The organism is Micromonospora sp. NPDC005254 (assembly GCF_042872525.1).
Classification (GTDB): domain Bacteria; phylum Actinomycetota; class Actinomycetes; order Mycobacteriales; family Micromonosporaceae; genus Micromonospora.
On record NZ_JBIAKM010000008.1, the window covers coordinates 283,767 to 304,108 of the forward strand.

The following is a 20,342-nucleotide window of genomic DNA, read 5'->3' on the forward strand; positions in this document are numbered from 1 at the left end:
CCCCGCTCACCGCGCCCCGTCCCCTCTGCCACGCCGGAGCCGTCGGCGGGCCGGCTCGGGATCGACCTGCTCCGGGTCGGCGTCCGGGCCCTCGCCGCCGTGGTCGACGGCCCCCACCTCGTTGCGCCCGGCCCGGCGGATGATCTGGCGGTCCTCCAGGTCGTCGGGCACCTCGTCGTCGCCGGTGAGATACCAGCTCCGGTATGCGACGGCGAGCAGGAACGCGGTGAACCCGAATGTGATCACGATGGCGGTCAGCACCATCGCCTGCGGCAGCGGGTCACTCATCTGGTCCACCGGCCCGGTGCCCACGACCGGCGCGCCACCGGACCGGCCGCCCAGCAGGATCAGCAGGTTGACCCCGTTGCCGAGCAGGATCACGCCGAGCAGGATCCGGGTGAGGCTGCGCTCCAGCAGCAGGATCACCCCGCAGCCGACCAGCACCGCGACGGCGAGCACCAACACCATCGTGGGTCCGGGGCCACTCGCCGTCATGTCCGGCCGCCCTTGTCGACGGCCAGACCGCCGCTCGCCGTGCCGGTGGCCTCGATGTGCCGGTCCACCTCGGCGCCGAGGCTGCGCAGGATGTCCAGCATCAGCCCGATCACGATCAGGTACACGCCGATGTCGAAGAACAGCGAGGTGACGAGGTGGGCGTCGCCGATCAGCGGCAGGGACAGGTCGAGCTTGGCGCTCTCCAGCACCGACCCACCGGCCGCCAGCGCCACCGCGCCGGAGCCCACCGCCACGGCCAACCCCGCGCCGAGGATCAGGCCGGCGCCCACCGGGGCGGCCTCGGTCAGCTCGTACCGGCCGCCGGCCAGGTAGCGGACCGCCAGCGCGAGCCCCGCCACCAGTCCGCCCGAGAACCCGCCGCCCGGCGCGTTGTGCCCGGAGAAGAGCAGGAACAGCGAGAACAGCACCACCGTGTGGAAGATCAGCCGGGTGACCACCTCCAGCACGAGCGAACGCTGCTCCTCGTAGAGCGTCGGGCCGCCCCGCAACCAGACCGGCCGGTCGGACCGGGCCGCTCGATCGGCCGACTCCGGCCGGCGCGGTCGCGGCCCGGTACGGGACCGCTCGAAGATCAGGCTGGCCACCCCGGTGGCGGCCACCACCAGCACCGCCACCTCCCCCATGGTGTCCCAGGCCCGGATGTCGACCAGGGTCACGTTGACCACGTTGCGGCCGTACGCCTCGCCCACCGCCAGGTCCGGGAAGACTGCGGAGATGTCCGGTGCGCGACGGGCCCCGGCCGCGACGAGGGCGAGCCCGCCCGCCGCCACGCCCATCGCCACGCCGATCACCCGGCGGGTCCATCGGCTGCGGCGCAGCGGACGGGCCGAGAAACGCTCCGGCAGGCGGCGCAGCACCAACACGAACACGGCGATGGTCGCGGTCTCCACCAGGAACTGCGTGAGCGCGAGATCCGGTGCGCCGTGCAGGATGAACAGCATGGCGGTGCCGTAGCCGGTCATCCCCACCAGCAGCATCGCGGTCAACCGCCGGCGGGCGCCGACCGCGAGCAGCGCGGCCACCGCGATCACCACCACGACCACCGGTTGCAACGGGTTGTCCCAGAGCGGGAGCCCGGCCCGCCACGGCCCGGCGGCGAGCATCGCCCCACCGGGCAGCAGCACGAGGGTGATCAGGATGATGCCCAGGTACTGCGGCAGGGAGCCCCGCTGGGTCGCGCCGGTGACCTCGATGGCGAGGCGGTCGAACCGGCCGACGGTCCACTCGTACCCCTGATTGCCGCTGACCGGCGCGCGGAGCCGGGCCAACACCGGGGCGAGCGGTCCGCGTAGCGCGAAGAGCAGGCCGCCGCCGGCGAGCGCCAGCACGGACAGACCGAGCGCCGCGGTCGGCCCGGGCCAGAGCGTCAGGTGCCCGTCGACCGCGCCGAGCAGTTCGGCGTACGGGCTGAGCAGACCGTCCAGCACGCCGGCGGCGGGGCCGGCGAGCAGCCCGACGACGGCGAGCACGGCCGGGGGGACCAGCATCGACGGCGCGATCGGCACCGGCTCGACCGGTTCGACGCCCGGCCGGTCGGCGAACGCGCCCCAGAGGAAGCGGGCGCTGTACGCCACGGTGAGCACCGTCCCGGCGACCAGCCCGGTGAGGAGCACCGGGTCGTCGGTGAACGCCGCGAAGACCGCCTCCTTGGCGACGAACCCGACCAGCGGCGGCACGCCGGCCATCGACGCCGCCGCCAGCACCGCGACCGCGAACAACGGCCGCGACCAGCGCCGCAGCCCGGACAACTCGCGCAGGTCGCGGGTGCCGGCGCCGTGGTCGATGACGCCGACGACCAGGAACAGCGCCGCCTTGAACAGGGCGTGCGCCAGCAGCATCGCCGTGGCGGCCAGCGCGGCGTCCGGGGTGCCCGCGCCCGTCACCGCGACCAGCAGGCCCAACTGGCTGACCGTCCCGTACGCCAACAACAGCTTCAGGTCGGTCTGCCGCAGCGCCGCCCAGCCGCCGACGAGCATGGTGGCCACACCGGCGATGAGCACCACGGGCCGCCACGGGCCGACCGTGGCGAGCACCGGCGTGAGCAGCCCGACCAGGTAGACGCCCGCCTTGACCATGGCGGCGGCGTGCAGGTACGCGCTGACCGGGGTGGGCGCCGCCATCGCGACCGGCAGCCAGGAGCTGAACGGCAGCACCGCCGACTTGGACAGGGCCCCGGCCAGGATCAGCAGCACCGCCGTGATCAGGTAGCCGCCGCCGGGCAGCGGGTGGGTGGCGATCTCCGACCAGCGGTAGCTGCCGGCGTGCTGGCCGAGCAGGATGAACCCGACCAGCATGGCCAGCCCGCCCGCCGTGGTGACGGTCAACGCCTGCGCCGCCGCCCACCGGCTGGACCGGCGTTCGGTGCTGTGCCCGATCAGCAGGTACGAGAAGATCGTCGTCAGCTCCCAGCCGACGTAGAGCAGCAGCAGGTCGTCGGCGAAGACCAGGACGAGCATCGCGCCGGCGAAGGCGACCAGGACGGCGGCGAACTGCGCCATCCCGGGCGCGCCCGCGTCGAAGTACCGGGCGCTGTAGACCAGCACCAGCGCGCCGACGCCGCCGATCAACAGGGTCAGGAGCCAGGACAGCGTGGTGAGGCGCAGCGCGATGTCCAGGTCCAACTGCCCGATCCACGGGTACGTCTCGACCACCGCGCCGCCGTGACCGACTGCCGGGGTGCGGGCCAGCGCCCAGCCGAACGCGGCGGCCGGCGCGAGCGCCAGCGGATAACACGCGCGCGGACCCCACCACCGGACGAGCAGCGGCGCGGCGAGGGCCGCCACGAGGTGGAGGATGAGCAGTACCAGCACCCGCACTCCCGATCGAGGTGGCCGACGCCCGTGCAGCGGTGGCGCCTAGCAGCGATCGAACGCCAGTTCTCCGCCCTTCGGGCGGTTTTGCCGGAATAAGCCCGCTATGAGCCCTGGTGTGCGGTCGGCGGTCAGCGCAGCAGGGCGTCGCCGATGGTCAGCTCGTCGTCGAGGTCCGAGCTCTCCAGGTGCAGCTCGCTCAGCAGATCGACGCGGCCGAGCTGGCGGGCGACCTTCGCGACGACCCGCTCCGCGACAGCGAGGGACCGCATCGAGAGCAGCCGGCCGCGGCTCTCCCGGCGGAGCACGAAATAGTGCACGGCGACGCGGACCTGCCCCCGGTCGGCGGCGCTGGCCTGGGCGGTGGAGACGACCATCTCGCGCAGGCAACGGGCGAGGCGTTCGGCGAGTTCCAGCTCGGGCCCGTGCAGGCCGCCGCGGAGCGTGGCGAGGTGACTGTCGACCTTGCGGATCAGCACATCGGTGGCGGGTTCGACGTGTCGCGGCTCGCCGGCCATCCGATCCCCTCCACCCGGTTCGCGTTGCGGGTGAAGTTACTTTATGTTGCTCCTTACAAGCAAGCAGTTAAGTGAGACTTAACGTATTAATGGCGCATCCATCGCTTTTTCCATCCAGCTCGGCACGTTCCCCCGTGGGCCGCTCGTCGTTGTCGTACCGGCGGGGCAGGATGGATCGGTGAGCGGGGGAGATGCGGACAAGGGCGGGGTGCTTGACGGCTTCGGCCCGGCCACCCGCGCCTGGTTCGACGCCGCCTTCGCCGCGCCCACCGCCGCCCAGACCGGTGCCTGGCGATCCGTCGCCGCCGGCCGCAACGCCCTCGTCGTGGCGCCCACCGGCTCCGGCAAGACGCTCGCCGCCTTCCTCTGGTCGCTGGACCGGCTGGCCCGCGAGCCCGCACCGGCCGAGGCACGGCAGCGGTGCCGGGTGCTCTACGTCAGCCCGCTCAAGGCTCTCGCCGTCGACGTGGAGCGCAACCTGCGCGCCCCGCTGGCCGGCATCCGGCAGGCGGCGGCCCGGCTCGGCGTGACGCCGCCGGACATCACCGTCGGCATGCGCACCGGCGACACACCTGCCGACGAGCGACGGGCCTTCGCCCGCACCCCACCGGACATCCTCATCACCACGCCCGAGTCCCTGTTCCTGCTGCTCACCTCCGCCGCTCGGGACTCGCTGCGCGGCGTCCAGACGGTGATCGTCGACGAGGTGCACGCGGTGGCCGGCAGCAAGCGCGGCGCCCACCTCGCCCTCTCGCTGGAACGCCTGGACGAGCTGCTGCCCACGCCGGCACAACGGATCGGCCTCTCCGCCACCGTCCGGCCGGTCGACGCCTGCGCCCGGTTCCTCGGCGGCGCCCGGCCGGTTGACGTCGTGCAGCCGGCCACGGCGAAGACCATCGAGGTCAGCGTGCAGGTCCCCGTGGAGGACATGACCCGCCTCGACGACCAGGAGCAGCCGCCGGAGGATTCCCTCGGCGGTCCCGGGCCACGCCGTGCCTCGATCTGGCCGGCCGTCGAGGAGCGGGTCTTCACGCTCATCGGTCAGCACCGCTCCACCATCGTCTTCACCAACTCCCGCCGCAGCGCCGAGCGCCTGTGCGCCCGGCTCAACGAGCTGGCCGCCGAGGAGGTCACCTCCGCCGCGATCGCCTCCGCGTCGGGCGCGGGCGCGATCGACGTACCGGATGGGTTGTCGGTGGGCGACGAGCCGGCGGCCGACGGCGGCCCGGCGCCCGGCGCGCAGCGGTGGGGTGGCCCGGCCGGTCCGGTCCGCAACCGCGCGCCGGCCAACGGCGGCTCGGCGCCCGGTCCGGGCAGCAGTCGCGCGCCGGCCAACGGCGGCTCGGCGCCCGGTCCGGGCAGCAGTCGCGCGCCGGCCGAGGTGATGGCCCAGTCCGGCGCGGCCACCGGCGCCGCGCCGGTGATCGCCCGCGCGCACCACGGCAGCGTCTCGCGCGAGGAGCGCAAGCACATCGAGGAGGCGCTCAAGTCCGGCCAGCTCCCGGCGGTGGTGGCCACCTCCAGCCTGGAGCTGGGCATCGACATGGGCGCGGTCGACCTGGTGGTGCAGATCGAGGCCCCACCGAGCGTCGCCGCCGGCCTGCAACGCGTCGGTCGGGCCGGGCACCAGGTGGGCGCGGTCTCCCGCGGGGTGGTCTTTCCCAAGCACCGTGGCGACCTGCTGTCCTGCGCGGTCGTCGCCGAGCGGATGACCGACGGCGCGATCGAGGAGCTGCACTACCCGCGCAACCCGCTGGACGTGCTGGCCCAGCAGATCGTCGCGATGGTTTCTCTGGAGCCGTGGCGGGTCGGCGACCTGGCCGTGCTGGTCCGCCGGGCCGCGCCCTTCAACGAGCTGCCCGACTCCGCGCTGCACGCCGTGCTGGACATGCTCTCCGGCCGCTACCCGTCCACCGCGTTCGCCGAGCTGCGCCCCCGGCTGGTCTGGGACCGGGCCAGCGACCTGCTCACCGGCCGCCCCGGCGCGCAGCGCCTCGCGGTGACCAGCGGCGGCACCATCCCCGACCGGGGTCTGTTCGGGGTCTTCCTGGCCGGCGCCGAGCGGGCCGCCCGGGTCGGCGAGCTGGACGAGGAGATGGTCTACGAGTCGCGGGTCGGCGACGTCTTCCTGCTCGGCTCCTCGTCGTGGCGCATCGAGGAGATCACACCCGACCGGGTGCTGGTCTCCCCCGCGCCCGGTCAGGCCGCCAGGATGCCGTTCTGGAAGGGCGACCAGCTGGGCCGCCCGGTCGAGCTGGGTCGGGCCATCGGCGCCCGGGTACGCACCCTCCTGCGGTTGAGCGACGAGGCGGCGCTGGCCGCGCTGCGCGACGGCGGGCTGGACGACTGGGCCGCCGCCAACCTGATGGCCTACCTGCGCGACCAGCGGGAGGCCACCCGCTCGCTGCCCGACGACCGCACCATCGTGGTCGAGCGGTTCCGCGACGAGCTGGGCGACTGGCGGCTGGCCGTGCACAGCGTTCTCGGCGCGCGGGTCAACGGGCCGTGGGCCCTCGCCGTGGGCCGCCGGCTGGCCGAGCGGTACGGGGTGGACGCTCAGGTGATGCCGTCGGACGACGGGATCGTGGTGCGCCTGCCCGACACCGCCGACGAGCCACCCGGCGCCGACGTGGTGGTCTTCGAACCCGACGAGATCGCCCAGCTCGTGGAGGAGTCGGTCGGCACGTCCGCGCTCTTCGCCGCCCGTTTCCGGGAGTGCGCCGCCCGCTCGCTGCTGCTGCCCCGCCGCGACCCGCGCCGCCGCCAGCCGCTCTGGCAGCAGCGGCAACGCGCCGCGCAACTGCTCGACGTCGCCCGTGAGTACGCCGACTTCCCGGTCACCCTGGAGGCCGCCCGGGAGTGCCTCCAGGACGTCTTCGACCAGCCGGCGCTGGCCGGGCTCATGCGCGACCTGGCGGCACGCAAGGTCCGCCTGGTCGAGGTGGAGACCAGCGCGCCGTCCCCGTTCGCCCGGTCGCTGCTCTTCGGCTACGTCGGGGCGTTCCTCTACGAGGGCGACGCCCCGCTCGCCGAGCGCCGGGCCGCCGCCCTCGCGCTGGATTCCACCCTCCTCGGCGAGCTGCTCGGCCGGGTCGACCTGCGCGAACTGCTGGATCCGGCGGTGCTCGCCGAGACCGATCGGCAACTGCGCTGGCTGACCGACCAGCGCCGCCCGCGCGACGCGGAGGACGTGGTCGAGCTGCTGCGGGTGCTCGGCGACCTGAGCGACGCCGAGGTGACCGAGCGGGGTGTGCCGGAGGGCTGGCTGACCGAGTTGGAGGCCACCCGCCGGGTGCTGCGGGTCCGCATCGCTGGCGAGCAGCGCTGGGTGGGCATCGAGGACGCCGCCCGGCTGCGCGACGCCCTCGGCGTGGCGCTGCCGGTCGGGGTGGCCGAGGCGTACCTCGCCCCGGTGGCTGACCCGCTCGGTGACCTGGTGGCCCGCTACGCCCGCACCCACGGGCCGTTCGCGGCGGCGAGCTGCGCGGCGCGCTTCGGGCTCGGGGTGTTCGTCGTCGAGCAGGCGCTGCGCCGCCTCGCCGCCACCGGCCGCGTCGTCTCCGGGGAGTTCACACCGGACACGGCCGGCGCCCAGTGGTGCGACGCCGAGGTGCTGCGGATGCTGCGCCGCCGTTCGCTCGCGGCGCTGCGCCGGGAGATCGAGCCGGTGCCGCCCCGGGCGCTGGCCACGTTCCTGCCGCGCTGGCAGCAGGTCGGCTCGTCCGCCCGGGGCGTGGAGGCGCTCGCCGCCACCGTGGAGCAGTTGCAGGGCGCGGCGGTGCCGGCGTCCGCGCTGGAGCGGCTGGTGCTGCCCGGCCGGGTCGCCGACTACTCCCCCGCCCACCTCGACGAGCTGTGCGCCAGCGGTGAGGTGCTCTGGGCCGGGTCCGGGGCGATCTCCGGGGGCGACGGCTGGGTCACCCTGGCGTACGCGGACGCCGCGCCGCTGCTGCTCCCGCCGCCCGACGAGGCGCTGACCCGTACCCCGCTGCACGACGCGGTACTCGACGCGCTCGGCGACGGGCAGGCGCTGTTCTTCCGCGCGCTGGCCGACCGGGTCGGCTCCACCGACGACACCGCGCTGACCGGGGTGATCTGGGATCTGGTCTGGGCAGGCCACCTCACCAACGACACCCTCGCCCCGCTGCGGGCGGTGCTCGGCGCCGGTGGTGCGCACCGGTCGCGGCCCTCCGCGCCGCGCACCCGCTACCGGCGGCCCGGCCGGGTGGCGCTGCCCACCCGGAGCGGCCCACCGACCGTCGCCGGCCGCTGGTCGCGTCTTCCCGAGCGGGACCTCGACCCGACCAGGCGGGCCGCCGCCCTCGCCGACGTGCTGCTGGAACGGCACGGCGTGGTCACCCGGGGCGCGGTGATGGCCGAGCAGGTGGTCGGCGGGTTCTCCGCCGTCTACCCGGTGCTGTCGGCGCTGGAGGAGCGCGGCGCGGCCCGCCGGGGCTACTTCGTCGAGGGCCTCGGCGCGGCGCAGTTCGCGGTGCCCGGCGCGGTGGACCGGCTCCGCGCGCTTGCCGACCCGGCCGACGGCACGCGCGGCCGGAGCGGGCCGACCACAGTCCTCGCGGCCACCGACCCCGCCAACCCGTACGGCGCGGCGCTGCCCTGGCCGGAACGCGTCGTCGACTCCGGCGACGGGGCCGCCCCCGCGACCGGGCACCGGGCCGGCCGCAAGGCCGGTGCCCTGGTGGTGCAGGTCGCCGGTGACCTGGTGTTGTACGTGGAACGCGGCGGCCGGACGCTGCTCTCCTTCACCGACGACGCCGAAACGCTCGCGGCGGCCGGCAAGGCGCTCGCCGACGCCGTCCACTCCGGAGCGTTGGGCGCGATGTCGGTGGAGCGGGCCGACGGCGAGGCGGTGCACTCCTCGCCGCTGAGCGACGCGCTGACCGCCGCCGGCTTCCGGGCCACCCCGCGCGGCCTGCGCCTACGCGGCTGATCAGACCGCGCGACGCCAGCGCGGCGGCCACCTGGCCCACTGGCCGTCCGGCCCGCTTGGGCCACTCGGCGCACCCGGCCCGTCCGGCCCACCGGCCCGCCATTCCCGCCCGGCCCACCTGGGCCACCCGGCCCACCGGGCCCACCCGGCCCGCGCCCACCCGGCCCACTTAGGCCACCAGGCCCACGCGACATGCTGCGCCGGGGGGTGTCGGCCCACCGGCCCACCAGGCCCACCCGGCCCGGGCCCGCCAGGTCCACTTGGCCCGCCAGGTCCACCGGCCCACCGGCCCACCGGCCCACCGGCCCACCGGCTAGCCAATCTCCCGTCGAGCGATATGACTGTGAGTCATATTTATGACTCACAGTCATATCGCTCACGAGACAGACATGCCCCGGCCACCGACGCTAAGGCCCGTAGCGGTCGGCAGTCGGCGGTCGGCGGTCGGCAGTCGGCGGTCGGCGGCGGCGGCTGGTGGCCGGCGCTCGGTGTCAGTGGAGGCTGTTGAGGATCTTCTCGTAGCGAAGTCGGTCGGCCGCCGGGGTCTTCGCCTCGAGGTAGTTGAGCACCACGGCGCCGCGCCGGTACGACTGGCCGCCCCACGTCTCGGCGATGTCGCCGGCGCTGGTCTCGTCGGGGAACACGTAGACCGTCACGCCATCGGTGGCGACGATCTCGGAACAGCCCAGACCGAGACCGTCCGGTCCACAGTCAACGGAGCGGTCTTTGGGGTGCGTCACTCGCAGACCGGCGGCCTTGAAGGCGTCGACCACCTGGCGGGCACCGGGCGCACCGGCCGGGCGCGGGGGCAGCACCACCGGCGGCGGGCTGGCCGGCCGGCGCTCGACCGGCCCCTGCGGCGGCGCGGGCGGCACGGCGGGCGGCGGGGTCGGCTGAGCGGGGCGACCCGACGGCCCGGCGGCATCGGCCGAACCGGACGGGACCACCGACGGCGTCGGCGCGCTCGCGAGGTCGCTCGCCGCCAGGGTCGCGACGGGCGACGCCGGCGGGGCCGCCCGAGGGCTGTCGTCGTCACTGCCGCAGCCGGCGGTCAGCGCGACGGCGACCAGAAGGATCCCGACGGCGGGCAGGCTCCGATGTGTCACCAGGGCAGTCTGCCGGGCCACGCCCGACGGCGGCAGTGGCCGGTCAGCCACCGCGCTGTCCCATATCCGCCACCGGCGATCGGCCGCACGGCCTGGGTACGCTCCGGCGGGCACCGACGCGCCCGTCGGCTCAAGCCGGAGATCCCACTGGTGGAACCGCGGACCGACGTCGACGGTTAACCTGCCGGCATGGCTGTCACGCCCTGGGTCTCGTTGACCACCGACTACGGCCTCACCGACGGATTCGTGGCCGCCTGCCACGGGGTGATCGCCCGGATCGCGCCGGCCGCCCGGGTCATCGACGTGACCCATCTGGTGCCGCCGGCGGACGTCCGACGCGGTGCCGCCGTGCTGGCGCAGACGGTGCCGTACCTGCCGGTGGGCGTGCACGTGGCGGTGGTCGACCCGGGGGTGGGCACCGCCCGGCGGGGCGTCGCGCTGGCCACCCCGGGTGGGTTGCTGGTCGGCCCGGACAACGGGCTGCTGCCGGACGCCGCTGCCGCGCTCGGCGGGGTGACCGCCGCGGTGGAGCTGACCGAGCCGCGCTGGCTGGCGGCCCGGGTGTCCGGCACGTTCCACGGCCGGGACGTCTTCGCCCCGGTGGCGGCCCGGCTGGCGCTCGGCGCGCCGCTGGCCGAGGCGGGTCCGGCGGTCGACCCGGACGGGCTCGTCCGGCTGCCGCCGGCGGTCGTGGCCCGCGACGCCGAGGGCTTCACCGCCGAGGTGCTGACCGTCGACCACTTCGGAAACGTCCAACTGGCCGCACCGGCCGAGGTGCTCGGCCCGCTCCCGGCCACCGTCCGGGTGGGCCTGCCGGGGCCCGCACCGGCCCACGCGGCGGTGCGCGGACGGACGTTCGGCGACGCACCGGAGGGCGGCCTGGTGGTGTACGTCGATTCGGCCGATCTGGTAGCGGTGGCGGTCAACGGCGGCCGAGCGGTGGACGTCCTCGGGGTGCGTCCGGGCGACCTCCTGCGGGTGGCCGGGTGACATTCGACTATGGAATGCTGCCCCGGTGGGTGAACACGTAGTTCCCGTGGGCTGTCCCTGTTGTGCCTCTCGGACCGGCGGCGGGACCTGCCCGGTCTGCTTCTGGACCGACGACGGTCAGAGCGACGCCGACGCCGACGCGGTGCGCGGCGGCGCGAACGGCGACCTGAGCCTGTCGCACGCCCGGCTCAACTACGCCGTGTACGGGGCGAGCCACCCGCGTTACCAGGACATGGTGCGCCCCGCCCGCCCCGACGAGCGTCCCTGACGACCCCGCCGGGGTAGGGCCGACTCAGCAGACCGGCACGCCGCCGCCGTAGACGGCGGAGATGTACGCCTGGCTGACGTACTGCCCGGTGGCCAGGCGGTTCCACCTGGTGGTGGTGCGGTACGGGCCGGCGACCGACTGACCGGTGACGTAGCACTGGATCGGCACGTTGGCGAACCGGGCGGCGAGGCCGCGGACCCTGTACGACGTACTGGGCCCGCTGCGGATGTTGAGCGGCCCGGCACCGACGACGCCGCGCGGCCCGCCGCCGGTCCACAGGTAGGCGACGTCCACCCAGGCGTTGGTGGTGAGTTGCAGGCCGTCGGTGAACGTGCCGTCGGCCAGGTCGACGCCGGCCGGGTTGAGCACCGTACGCCCGAACTGGTCCCGCCCGCCGTTGTAGCCGGACTGGTAGGCGGCCTGCGCCTCGGGCCGGCCCTGCGGCAGGTTCTTCCAGTTCTCCCGTACGGCGGACGGGTTCCAGTAGTCGTCGCGGGTGTTCCACGGCCCGACGTCCCAGACCGGGGCGTACTCGCAGCGGGCGCCCGTGGTGGTGCAGACCCGCACGGTGTAGTCGCCGCTGTTGAGCGGGGAGAGGCTCCGGCGCGACGGTAGCGCCGCGAAGTGGTCGCGCGGCGCGATGGTGCGGCCGTTGGCGGTCAGTTCGCCGACCAGCCCGATCCGGGTGGCGTACACCCGGTAGGTGAGGCCGGGCGTGGCGGCGGAGACGGCTGCCGTCGCGTCGGCGGTGAGCTGGACGCCGCGTACCGTCGCGGTGGCGCCGCCGGCCCGCGCGGTCAGCACCACCCGGGTCTGCACCCGGCGGACCGGTCGGTCGAAGACCACGCCGGCGGTCGCGGACCGCCATTCGGTCCAGCCGCTGACCCGCCAACCGCGGACCTGCGCCTCCACGCTGGCGCCGGCGGGGACGTCGGCGCTGATCTCGGCGCGGACCCGGGTGGCCGGTCGGGCGAGGGTGCGTGGTGCGGTCAGCAGCATGCCCTCGGCGACCGCGCTGTGCGGGCTGCGCGGGCTGCGCCCGGCCGTGCGCGCCTCGCGCAGCCGCAGCCCGGCGGCGGTACGCCGGACGTTGACGTCGTCACGGTCGACGACCGACAGGTTGGCGCTCCACCGCTCCACACCGGGCACGGCGGCGGTCAGGGTGAGCGACGTGGCGGTTGCGGGTACGGCGCTGGGGAAAAGGCTGGTGGCGGGCGCGACGGCGGCGGTGAGCGCGAGGGCGAGGGTGGCGGTGAGGGTAGCGGATCGGATACGACAATGAGGTCGCGTCATGGGCATTCTCCTCAGAACCCCCTGACCCTCGCATGTCAGGAGATCATGAGGAACCTGCCTACAAATAGCGACACATGCGAATCTTGCTCGAAAGAGGGAGGATGGCAGGGTGCCCGAAGGTGACACCGTCTGGAACACCGCCCGCGTGCTGCACCGCGCGCTGGCCGGCGCGCGGCTCACCGGGTCCGACTTCCGGGTGCCGCAGCTGGCCACCACCGACCTCACCGGGTGGACCGTCCGCGAGTCGGCCAGCCGGGGCAAGCACCTGCTGCTGCGCCTCACCGCCCCGGACGACGCGCGGTGGACGCTGCACTCCCACCTGCGGATGGACGGCGCGTGGCGGGCGTACGCGCCGGGGGAACGGTGGAGCGGTCGGCCCGCCCACCTGATCCGGGTGGTGCTGCGCACCCCCGGCGCGGTGGCGGTCGGCTACCACCTGCACGAGCTGGCCCTGGTGCCGACCGCCGAGGAGGACGGTCTGGTGGGTCACCTCGGGCCGGATCTGCTCGGCCCGGACTGGGACCCGGCCGAGGCGGTCCACCGGCTCGCCGCGCACCCGGAGCAGAGCATCGGCGAGGCCCTGCTCGACCAGCGCAACCTGGCCGGGGTGGGCAACCTCTACAAGTGCGAGGTGCTGTTCCTGCGGGGCGTGTCGCCGTGGACGCCCGTCGCCGCGGTGCCGGACCTGCCCGCCACGGTGGCGCTCGCCCAGCGGCTGCTGGCCGCCAACCGGGGCCGCTGGACGCAGAGCACCACCGGCTCGCTGCATCGGGGTCAGACCAGCTACGTGTACGGCCGCCGCGCCCAGCCGTGCCGCCGCTGCGGCACCGCCATCCGCAAGGAGGAGCTGGGCGAACGGGTCACCTACTGGTGCCCGGTCTGCCAGCCGGAGCAGCCGCACACCCCACCGCCCGGCTGACCGGGCCCCCACCGACCGGGGCCAGCCCAGATACGGACGATTGGGTAATTCCTATCCGGCCTCCGACGTCGCATGCTGCGGTTGAATGCTCACCGCCCGTCAGCAGAGTGCCGGGGGTCGCCACGCCGGGGTGGCGATCCTCGTGCCCCAACCCCGGGGAGAGTCATGGCGATCTTCCGCAGACTCCGCTCCACCTTCTTCTACCGGCCCACCCCCGACAGCCTCGCCCGGACGGTGTCCGTCCCGGCCGCGCGTACCGCCGAGGAGGGGGCCCCCGCGGCGAGCCTGGACCCGACCGCCGTGCCGCGCTGTTTCGGGCCGGTGCCGAACGTCGCGTACAGTCCCCGCCCGACGCGCGCCCCCGACGGCCGGCCGGTGCCGGGCACCGGGCTGCGGAAGTTCGTCGACGCGCTGCCGATCCCGGGCCGGGCGGGCGGCACCGACCTCGGCGGGCGGTTGCCGGTGGCGGTGCCCGACACGATCAGCTACCCGGGCTGCGACTACTACGAGATCGGGCTCCAGGAGTACACGCAACGCCTGCACCGGGACCTGCCGGCCACCCGGCTGCGCGGCTACCGCCAGCTCAACCTGGGCACCGACGCGTCCGGCCACAACACGGTGGCGCCCCCGGAACGGCCCTGGCACCTCGGCCCGATGATCCACGCCCGGCGGGGCCGGCCGGTCCGGGTGAAGTTCATCAACCAGCTCCCCACCGGCCGGGCCGGCGAGCTGTTCCTGCCGGTCGACGAGACGGTCGAGGGGGCCGGCATCGGCCCGCTGGACGGCCCGGCGCCGTACCCGCAGAATCGAGCGGTGCTGCACCTGGCCGGGGCGCAGACCGGCTGGACCAGCGCGGGCAACCCCGGCCAGTGGATCACCCCGGCCGGCGAGATCACCCCGTACCCGACCGGGACGGGCCTGACGCCCGTGCCGGACATGCCCCCGCCCGGTGCCGGCGCCACCACGCTCTACTTCCCCAACGAGCAGAGCGGCCGGCTGCTCTGGTTCCACGACAACACCCTCGGCCTGGCCCGGCTCACCGTCTACGGTGGTCAGCTCGCGCCCTACCTGCTCACCGACCCGGTCGAGGACCAGCTCGTCGCCGACGGGGTGCTGCCGGCCGACCAGCTGCCCCTGGTGATCGAGGACAAGACGTTCGTGCCGGACGACACCCAACTCGCCGCCGAGGACCCGACCTGGGACCGGGAACGGTGGGGGGCCCGGGGCAGCCTGTGGCACCCCCACGTCTACCAGCCCCGGCAGGACCCGTACCGGTCCGGCGGGCGCAATCCCACCGGCCGGTGGGACTACGGCCCCTGGTCGCGCAGTCCCGCCCCGGACGGCAGCCGGGCCGACGGCGAGCCCACGGTGGACGGCTGGCCGCTGGCGGAACGGATCACCGGCGGGCCACCGCCGACCGGACCGGGGCCGGTGCCCAACCCGCACCACGACCCCGTTGGCGCGCCCACCGAGCCGCCGCTGCGCCCCGGGGTGCCGCACCCGTCCGCGGTGCCCGCGGCGTACGGCGACACCCCGCTCGTCAACGGCGTCGCCTACCCGTACCTGGAGGTGCGTCCACGCGCGTACCGGTTCCGCATCCTCAACGCCTGCCTGGACCGCAGCCTCAACCTCCAGCTCTACCGGGCCTGCTCGGACGCGCCGATGTGGACCGACGACGGCGTCCTGGCCGACGCGGACGCCGGCGAGGTGCCGATGGTGCCCGCCGTACGCGCGCCGGACCGGCCGGCCGCCTGGCCGAGCGACGGGCGGGACGGCGGTGTGCCGGACCCACGGGCCGCCGGCCCGGAGTTCGTCCAGATCGGCAACGAGGCCGGGCTGCTGCCCGCCCCGGTGGTGCTGCCGAACCGGCCGATCGGGTACCGCTACGACCGGCTCGACCCGACCGTGCTGAACGTGGACGGGCACACGCTGCTGCTCGCCCCGGGTGAGCGCGCCGATGTGCTCGTCGACTTCTCCACCGTGGCACCGGGCAGCACGCTGATCCTCTACAACGACGCTCCGGCACCGCTGCCCGGCTTCGACCCGCGCTACGACCAGCACACCGACGCGCCGGACCGGACGGCCGAGGGCGGCCCGCCGCCCACCGAGCCAGGGTACGGCCCGAACACCCGCACCCTGCTCCAGTTCCGGGTGAGCGGCGTGCCCGAACCGGCGTACGACCTGGCCCGGCTGCGGGAGCGGCTGCCCGGGGCGTACGCGGCCAGCCAGCGCCCGCCGATCGTGCCGCAGCCGGCGTACGACCCGGCCTTCGGCAGCCGGACGGCGGCCGGGACGACGGTGTCGGCGCACGCCGACACCGTGACGTTCACACCGCTGGGCGGCGCCGGCCCGGTGACCCTGCCGATCGAGGTCAAGGCCGCCCAGCAGGTCTTCGAACCCGGTCACGGGCGGTTGGCCGGGCGGCTCGGGGTCGCCCACCCGCACGCCGGGCCGCTCGCCCCGGCGACCCTGCCGCTCGGCCCGACCGACCCGGTCACCGAGGTGCTGTACGCCGCCGACCCGGCCATACCGGTCGGCGCGCCGGCCGACGGCACCCAGCTCTGGCGGATCAGCGGCAACGTCCGGCAGACCGAGCCGCTGCACTTCGGCGGCTGCGACGTGCAGCTCGTCAACCGGGTCGGCTGGGACGGCACGCAGCGCCCCCCGCACGGGGCCGAGCTGGGCTGGAAGCAGATCGTCCGGGTCAACCCGCGGGAGGACGTGGTGGTGGCGCTCCGCCCCGTGGCCCCGGCCCTGCCGTTCAAGTTGGGCGACAGCGTCCGGTTGCTCGACCCCGGCCGTCCACCCGGCGCGCGGGCCGGGTCGACGCCGATCAGCCCGACCGACGGGCGACCCGCCGTGGTGGTCAACCAGATGGTCAACCTCGGTTGGGAGTACCGCTGGCACAGCCAGCTCGCCGGCCACCGCGACCTGGGCATGAGTCGCCCGCTGGTGCTGCGGGTGACCCCGAGGGCCCCCACCGGGCTGACCGCCACGCCGGTGCCCGGCTCGGCCACCGCGCTGCCGGCGATCGCCCTGGCGTGGACCGGCAACGGCGGACGCCCGCCCGCGACCAGCCACCTGCTGCAACGAGCCACCGACGCGACCTTCGGCGGCGACGTCACCACGATCACCGTCGCGGCCGCCGCCACCCGCTACACCGACGCCACCGTCACCCCCGGCACGACCTACCACTACCGGATCCGCGCGGAGAACGACGTCAGCTACTCGTCCTGGTCGAACAGCGTGCCCGCCTCGGTGCACCTCGCCGCGCCGGGCGGGCTGATCGCGGCGATCCCGCCCGCCGCGCCGCTGCGGGTGGCCCTGCGCTGGACGAACCGCTCCTTCGCCACCGGCATCGACGTGCAGCGGGCCACCAACCCGACCTTCACCAGCGGCCCCGGCACCACGGCGATCGGGGTCGGTGACAACCACCTGGACACCACGGCCGCCCCGGACACCACGTACTACTACCGGGTCCGCACCACGTACCTGGGTGCCGCCTCGGCCTGGTCGACGGTGGCCGCGGCGAGCACCCCGCCCGCGCCGGGCACCCCGAGCGAGGTGACCGCCGCCGCGAGCGCGCCGGGGCCGGACACCGCCACCGTGGTGCTGGGTTGGACGGCGCACACGCCCGCCGGTCCGGGGTCCGGGTTCATCGTGCAGCGGGCGCTGGACCCGGCGTTCGGGCAGGAGGTGGCGACCTTCACCGTGACCGGTCGCGGCTTCACCAACACGGGGCTGGCCCGGGGCGTGACCTACCACTACCGGATCCGGTCGTTCAACGTCGTGGGCAGCTCGCCGTACACCGGCCCGATCCCGGTCACGACCCCACCGTGACGGGCCGGGCGGGGCTCAGCTGGTGGGTGCCCGCAGCCCGGAGCCGCCGGCACGCAGCTCGGCCAGGGCGGAGGCCACCCCGTGCAACAGGTCGGTCGCCTCGGTGAGCCGGTCGGCTGCCGGGTGGGTGGGCTCCGGTCGGGCGTCCTCGGCGAGGTAGCCGGCGGCGGCGACCACCAGCCGCTCGTAGGCCGCCACGCCGCTCTCCAGCTGGGCGGTCAGCGTGCGGTGCGCCTCGGCCAACGGCGCCCGGGCGTCGGTCGGCGCGAGCCGCAGGGCCCGTTCCACGCTGGCCACCCGCGCGGCGAGGTCGCGCAACGACCGGTCGGCGGCAGCGGCCTCCAGCACGGCCGGCTCGGCCAGCCCGGTAAGCCGGGGCGCCATCCCGGCCAGGGTGAGCGACGCCCGGTCCAGTCGGGCCCACTGCTGCCCGGCGGTGGTGCCGCGCAGCGCGACCCGGCTGCGAACGCGGCGCACCTCGGCGAGCACGCCCGAGCCGACCGGCAGTCGCTCGACGGCGGCCACCAGCCGGGCTCGGGACCGGGCGGCAGCCTCGGCCGGATCCAGCGCCGGGGGCGCCGGGCGGGCGGCCAGCGCCCGCAGATCGATCCAGCGCCAGGCGGCCAACGCCACCGCGCTGCCCGCGGCGCCGGCCCAGGCCGCGTCCGGCAGACCGAGGCCGGCGTACGGAGTCAGCACCGCCGCGGCGCCGCCGAGCCCACCGGCCAGTACGCTCCACCGCCGGGCGGACCGGCGCAGCCGACCCAGCCGACGGAAGTACCGCGTCCGCTCGTCTGCCACCGAAGACCTCCTCGGACCGTTCAGCCGGCGGCGGTCGGGTCGCCGGTGCCCCGTTCGCGGGCCATGCTGGCGCGCAGCTCGTCCAGCCGGGCCGCGGCGGTCGGGTCGCTGCCCGGACTCGCCGTCTCACCCTGCGGCACCGCCGGGCGCTGCGCCGTGCCGCCGAGCTGCTCCCCCGCCATGCTGGACCGGATCTGCTCCAGCCGGGCCGAGCCCGCCGAGTCGATGGTCGCCTTCTGGATCTCCAGCATCCGGCCCTCGACGGAGTTGCCGGCCAGCTCCGCGCGGCCCATCGCGTTGGCGTACCGCCGCTCGATGCGGTCACGCACCTCGTCCAGCGACGGGGTGGTGCCGGGGGCGGTCATCGACGACATCGACTCCAGCGAGCGGGCCACCGTCTCCTGCATCTTGGCCTGCTCCAGCTGGCTGAGCAGCTTGGTGCGCTCGGCGAGCTTCTGCTGGAGGATCATCGAGTTGTTCTCGACGGCGCGGCGGGCCTGCGCGGCGGCGCCGAGCGCCTGGTCGTGCAGGGTCTTCAGGTCCTCGGTGGCCTGCTCGGCCGAGACCAGCTGGGTGGCCAGGGCCTGGGCGGATTGCTCGAACCGCACCGCCTCGGCCTCGTCGCCCTTGGCGCGGGCCTGGTCGGAGAGCACCAGGGCCTGCCGGGCGTTGCCCTGCAACCGCTCGACCTCGGACATCTGCCGGGACAGCTTCATCTCCAGCTGACGCTGGTTGCCAATGACCGCCGCAGCCTGCTGGACCAGCGCCTGGTGCTGCCGCTGGGCATCCTCGATGGCCTGCTGGATCTGCACCTTGGGATCGGCGTGCTCATCGATCTTGGCACCGAAGAGCGCCATCAGGTAGTTCCAGCCCTTGACGAACGGGTTCGCCATCTCCGCGGTATCCCCTCAGTAGCGTCGCTCCACCGCGATCGGGCCGGGTTCAGCCGACCGACCGCGGACCGGCCGGTCTCCATCGTCCCAGCCGAACGCCACCGAGGCATCCGTACCGGGTGCTCGACGGGAACCGTCGGCTCCTGCGGGCCACCCTACGCGGCTGTGGCCACGTCGCCCATGGTCAACCGCTCGACGGGCTCAGGCGGCGCAGACCACGTCCCGGTCGCGCTCGGTGGGGCGGACCCGGGTGCTGCGCAGGGTTGCCCGCAGCGGCGAGTCCTGCCGGACCGACACGGCGACCTTGCCATCGGAGGTGACCTGACGGACGCCCCGGTTGGCGCCCTTGCGCACGGCGGTCGTCGCGCCGACGGGCGCGGCCTCGGCCGGCTCGTCCTGCATGCCGACGAGCACCCCGGCGGGCATCTGCTCGGCGAGGGCCACGGTGTCGCTCACCTCGCGCAGCAATTCGGACAGGCGGGCGCCGAGCGCGTCGCAGATCGCGGCGAGCAGCTCGCTGGACGGCTCCTTGTGCCCCCGCTCGATCTCGGAGAGGTAGCCGAGGCTGACGTTGGCGGCGGTGGACACCTCACGCAGTGTGCGCTGCTGTCCCTGCCGGCGCGCCCGCAGTGCGTCACCGATCACCCGGCGTAGCAGGACCATCGCACCTCCCCCTGAGGGATACCTCTCGCCCGGCGTCGGGCGGCCGGCCGCAGCGGACCGCGCCGACTCCGAGCGTCGGAGCCTTCCCGCAACCGTACCCGCTGTGGGGCCCGGCGACATCCCGCCCCGCCCGTTGGTTCGCCCGGGGCGGCTCATCGACGCCCCGCACCGGCCGTCCCCAGACCGTCCCGGGCAACCTCGTCTGCCGTCCCCACGCCGTCCCGGGCGACCTCGTCGGCCGTCTCCAACCCGTCCCGGGCGGCTTCGTCGGCGGCGTGGATCCGTTCGGCGAGCAGCCGCAGCGCCTCGACCACGGCGGCCGAGCGTACGTGGTCCCGCCCGCCGTCCAGGTCGAGCTGGCGGACCTCGACACCGCTCGGGCCGGCGACCGCGACGTAGACCAGGCCCACGGGCTTGCCGTCCTGCGGCTCCGGGCCGGCGACCCCGGTGGTGGCGAGCCCCCAGTCCGCGCCGCAGCGCCGCCGGCCGCCCTCGGCGAGCGCCGCCGCCACGTCCGGGTCGACCGGGCCGCGCTCGGCCAGCAGATCGGCCGGTACGCCAGCCAGCGTGGACTTCAACTCGGTGGCGTAGACGACCAGCCCGCCCCGGTAGATCCCACTGACCCCGGCGATCTCCACGATCGACGCGGCCAGCAGCCCGCCGGTGAGCGACTCGACGGTGGCCACTGTCTCGTGGCGCTGCGACAGACTGTGCACGACACCCGCCGCCGCGCTACCCGTCGCGTTCTCGTCCCGCTCTTCCCGCCGCATGAGC

At 75.1% G+C, this 20,342-nt stretch carries 14 protein-coding genes; 5 read left to right on the plus strand and 9 right to left on the minus strand.

Annotated features, from left to right (window positions below; all coding sequences use genetic code 11):
• Positions 1–6: 6 nt before the first annotated feature.
• From ACFYPR_RS24645 to ACFYPR_RS24655, 3 genes are all read right to left on the minus strand, one after another.
• Complete coding sequence (locus ACFYPR_RS24645) at positions 7–495, minus strand: Na(+)/H(+) antiporter subunit C (RefSeq protein WP_387262672.1); 489 nt, start codon at positions 493–495, stop codon at positions 7–9.
• The gene (locus ACFYPR_RS24650) at positions 492–3,326 is read right to left on the minus strand and encodes a Na+/H+ antiporter subunit A (RefSeq protein WP_354859917.1); all 2,835 of its coding nucleotides are present in this window, start codon (positions 3,324–3,326) and stop codon (positions 492–494) included. Before ACFYPR_RS24650 ends, ACFYPR_RS24645 begins: the two co-directional genes overlap by 4 nt.
• Positions 3,327–3,457: 131 nt before the next feature.
• Complete coding sequence (locus ACFYPR_RS24655; protein WP_354859914.1) at positions 3,458–3,844, minus strand: hypothetical protein; 387 nt, start codon at positions 3,842–3,844, stop codon at positions 3,458–3,460.
• Positions 3,845–4,022: 178 nt separating this feature from the next.
• Here ACFYPR_RS24655 and ACFYPR_RS24660 point away from each other — a divergent pair, with 178 nt between their 5' ends.
• Positions 4,023–8,795, plus strand: a complete 4,773-nt coding sequence (locus ACFYPR_RS24660) for a DEAD/DEAH box helicase (protein WP_387262675.1) — start codon at positions 4,023–4,025, stop codon at positions 8,793–8,795.
• Between the two features lie 491 nt (positions 8,796–9,286).
• Here the strand turns inward: ACFYPR_RS24660 and ACFYPR_RS24665 are convergent, their stop codons facing one another.
• The gene (locus ACFYPR_RS24665; protein WP_355133500.1) at positions 9,287–9,901 is read right to left on the minus strand and encodes a hypothetical protein; all 615 of its coding nucleotides are present in this window, start codon (positions 9,899–9,901) and stop codon (positions 9,287–9,289) included.
• Between the two features lie 189 nt (positions 9,902–10,090).
• Between ACFYPR_RS24665 and ACFYPR_RS24670 the strand changes: the two genes are divergently transcribed.
• Together ACFYPR_RS24670 and ACFYPR_RS24675 are read left to right on the plus strand one after the other, a co-directional pair.
• A complete protein-coding gene (locus tag ACFYPR_RS24670; protein ID WP_387262678.1) occupies positions 10,091–10,891 on the plus strand; it encodes an S-adenosyl-l-methionine hydroxide adenosyltransferase family protein in 801 nt (266 codons plus the stop codon).
• Positions 10,892–10,916: 25 nt separating this feature from the next.
• Complete coding sequence (locus ACFYPR_RS24675) at positions 10,917–11,159, plus strand: CPCC family cysteine-rich protein (protein ID WP_039905669.1); 243 nt, start codon at positions 10,917–10,919, stop codon at positions 11,157–11,159.
• Positions 11,160–11,183: 24 nt separating this feature from the next.
• Here ACFYPR_RS24675 and ACFYPR_RS24680 read toward each other — a convergent pair whose 3' ends face one another.
• Positions 11,184–12,452 carry a hypothetical protein gene (locus ACFYPR_RS24680; RefSeq protein ID WP_387262681.1) on the minus strand — a complete coding sequence of 423 codons (1,269 nt, stop codon included), beginning with the start codon at positions 12,450–12,452 and terminating at the stop codon, positions 11,184–11,186.
• A gap of 109 nt (positions 12,453–12,561) precedes the next feature.
• Between ACFYPR_RS24680 and ACFYPR_RS24685 the strand changes: the two genes are divergently transcribed.
• Complete coding sequence (locus ACFYPR_RS24685; RefSeq protein WP_354859220.1) at positions 12,562–13,371, plus strand: DNA-formamidopyrimidine glycosylase family protein; 810 nt, start codon at positions 12,562–12,564, stop codon at positions 13,369–13,371.
• A 72-nt stretch (positions 13,372–13,443) separates the two neighbouring features.
• The gene (locus tag ACFYPR_RS24690; RefSeq protein WP_387262683.1) at positions 13,444–17,211 is read left to right on the plus strand and encodes a hypothetical protein; all 3,768 of its coding nucleotides are present in this window, start codon (positions 13,444–13,446) and stop codon (positions 17,209–17,211) included.
• Between the two features lie 15 nt (positions 17,212–17,226).
• Here the strand turns inward: ACFYPR_RS24690 and ACFYPR_RS24695 are convergent, their stop codons facing one another.
• The 4 genes from ACFYPR_RS24695 to ACFYPR_RS24710 all read right to left on the minus strand — a co-directional run bounded on the left by ACFYPR_RS24695 (position 17,227) and on the right by ACFYPR_RS24710 (position 20,338).
• Entirely contained in the window at positions 17,227–18,012 is a 786-nt protein-coding gene (locus tag ACFYPR_RS24695; RefSeq protein ID WP_354859216.1) for a hypothetical protein, read from the minus strand.
• Between the two features lie 20 nt (positions 18,013–18,032).
• Positions 18,033–18,905: a PspA/IM30 family protein gene (locus tag ACFYPR_RS24700; RefSeq protein ID WP_355066838.1), complete on the minus strand. Its 873-nt coding sequence runs from the start codon at positions 18,903–18,905 to the stop codon at positions 18,033–18,035.
• A gap of 201 nt (positions 18,906–19,106) precedes the next feature.
• Positions 19,107–19,568 (minus strand): helix-turn-helix transcriptional regulator, encoded by a 462-nt coding sequence (locus tag ACFYPR_RS24705; protein ID WP_354859213.1) that lies wholly within the window; start codon positions 19,566–19,568, stop codon positions 19,107–19,109.
• Positions 19,569–19,720: 152 nt separating this feature from the next.
• Positions 19,721–20,338 (minus strand): CinA family protein, encoded by a 618-nt coding sequence (locus tag ACFYPR_RS24710; protein ID WP_387262685.1) that lies wholly within the window; start codon positions 20,336–20,338, stop codon positions 19,721–19,723.
• Positions 20,339–20,342 lie beyond the last annotated feature (4 nt).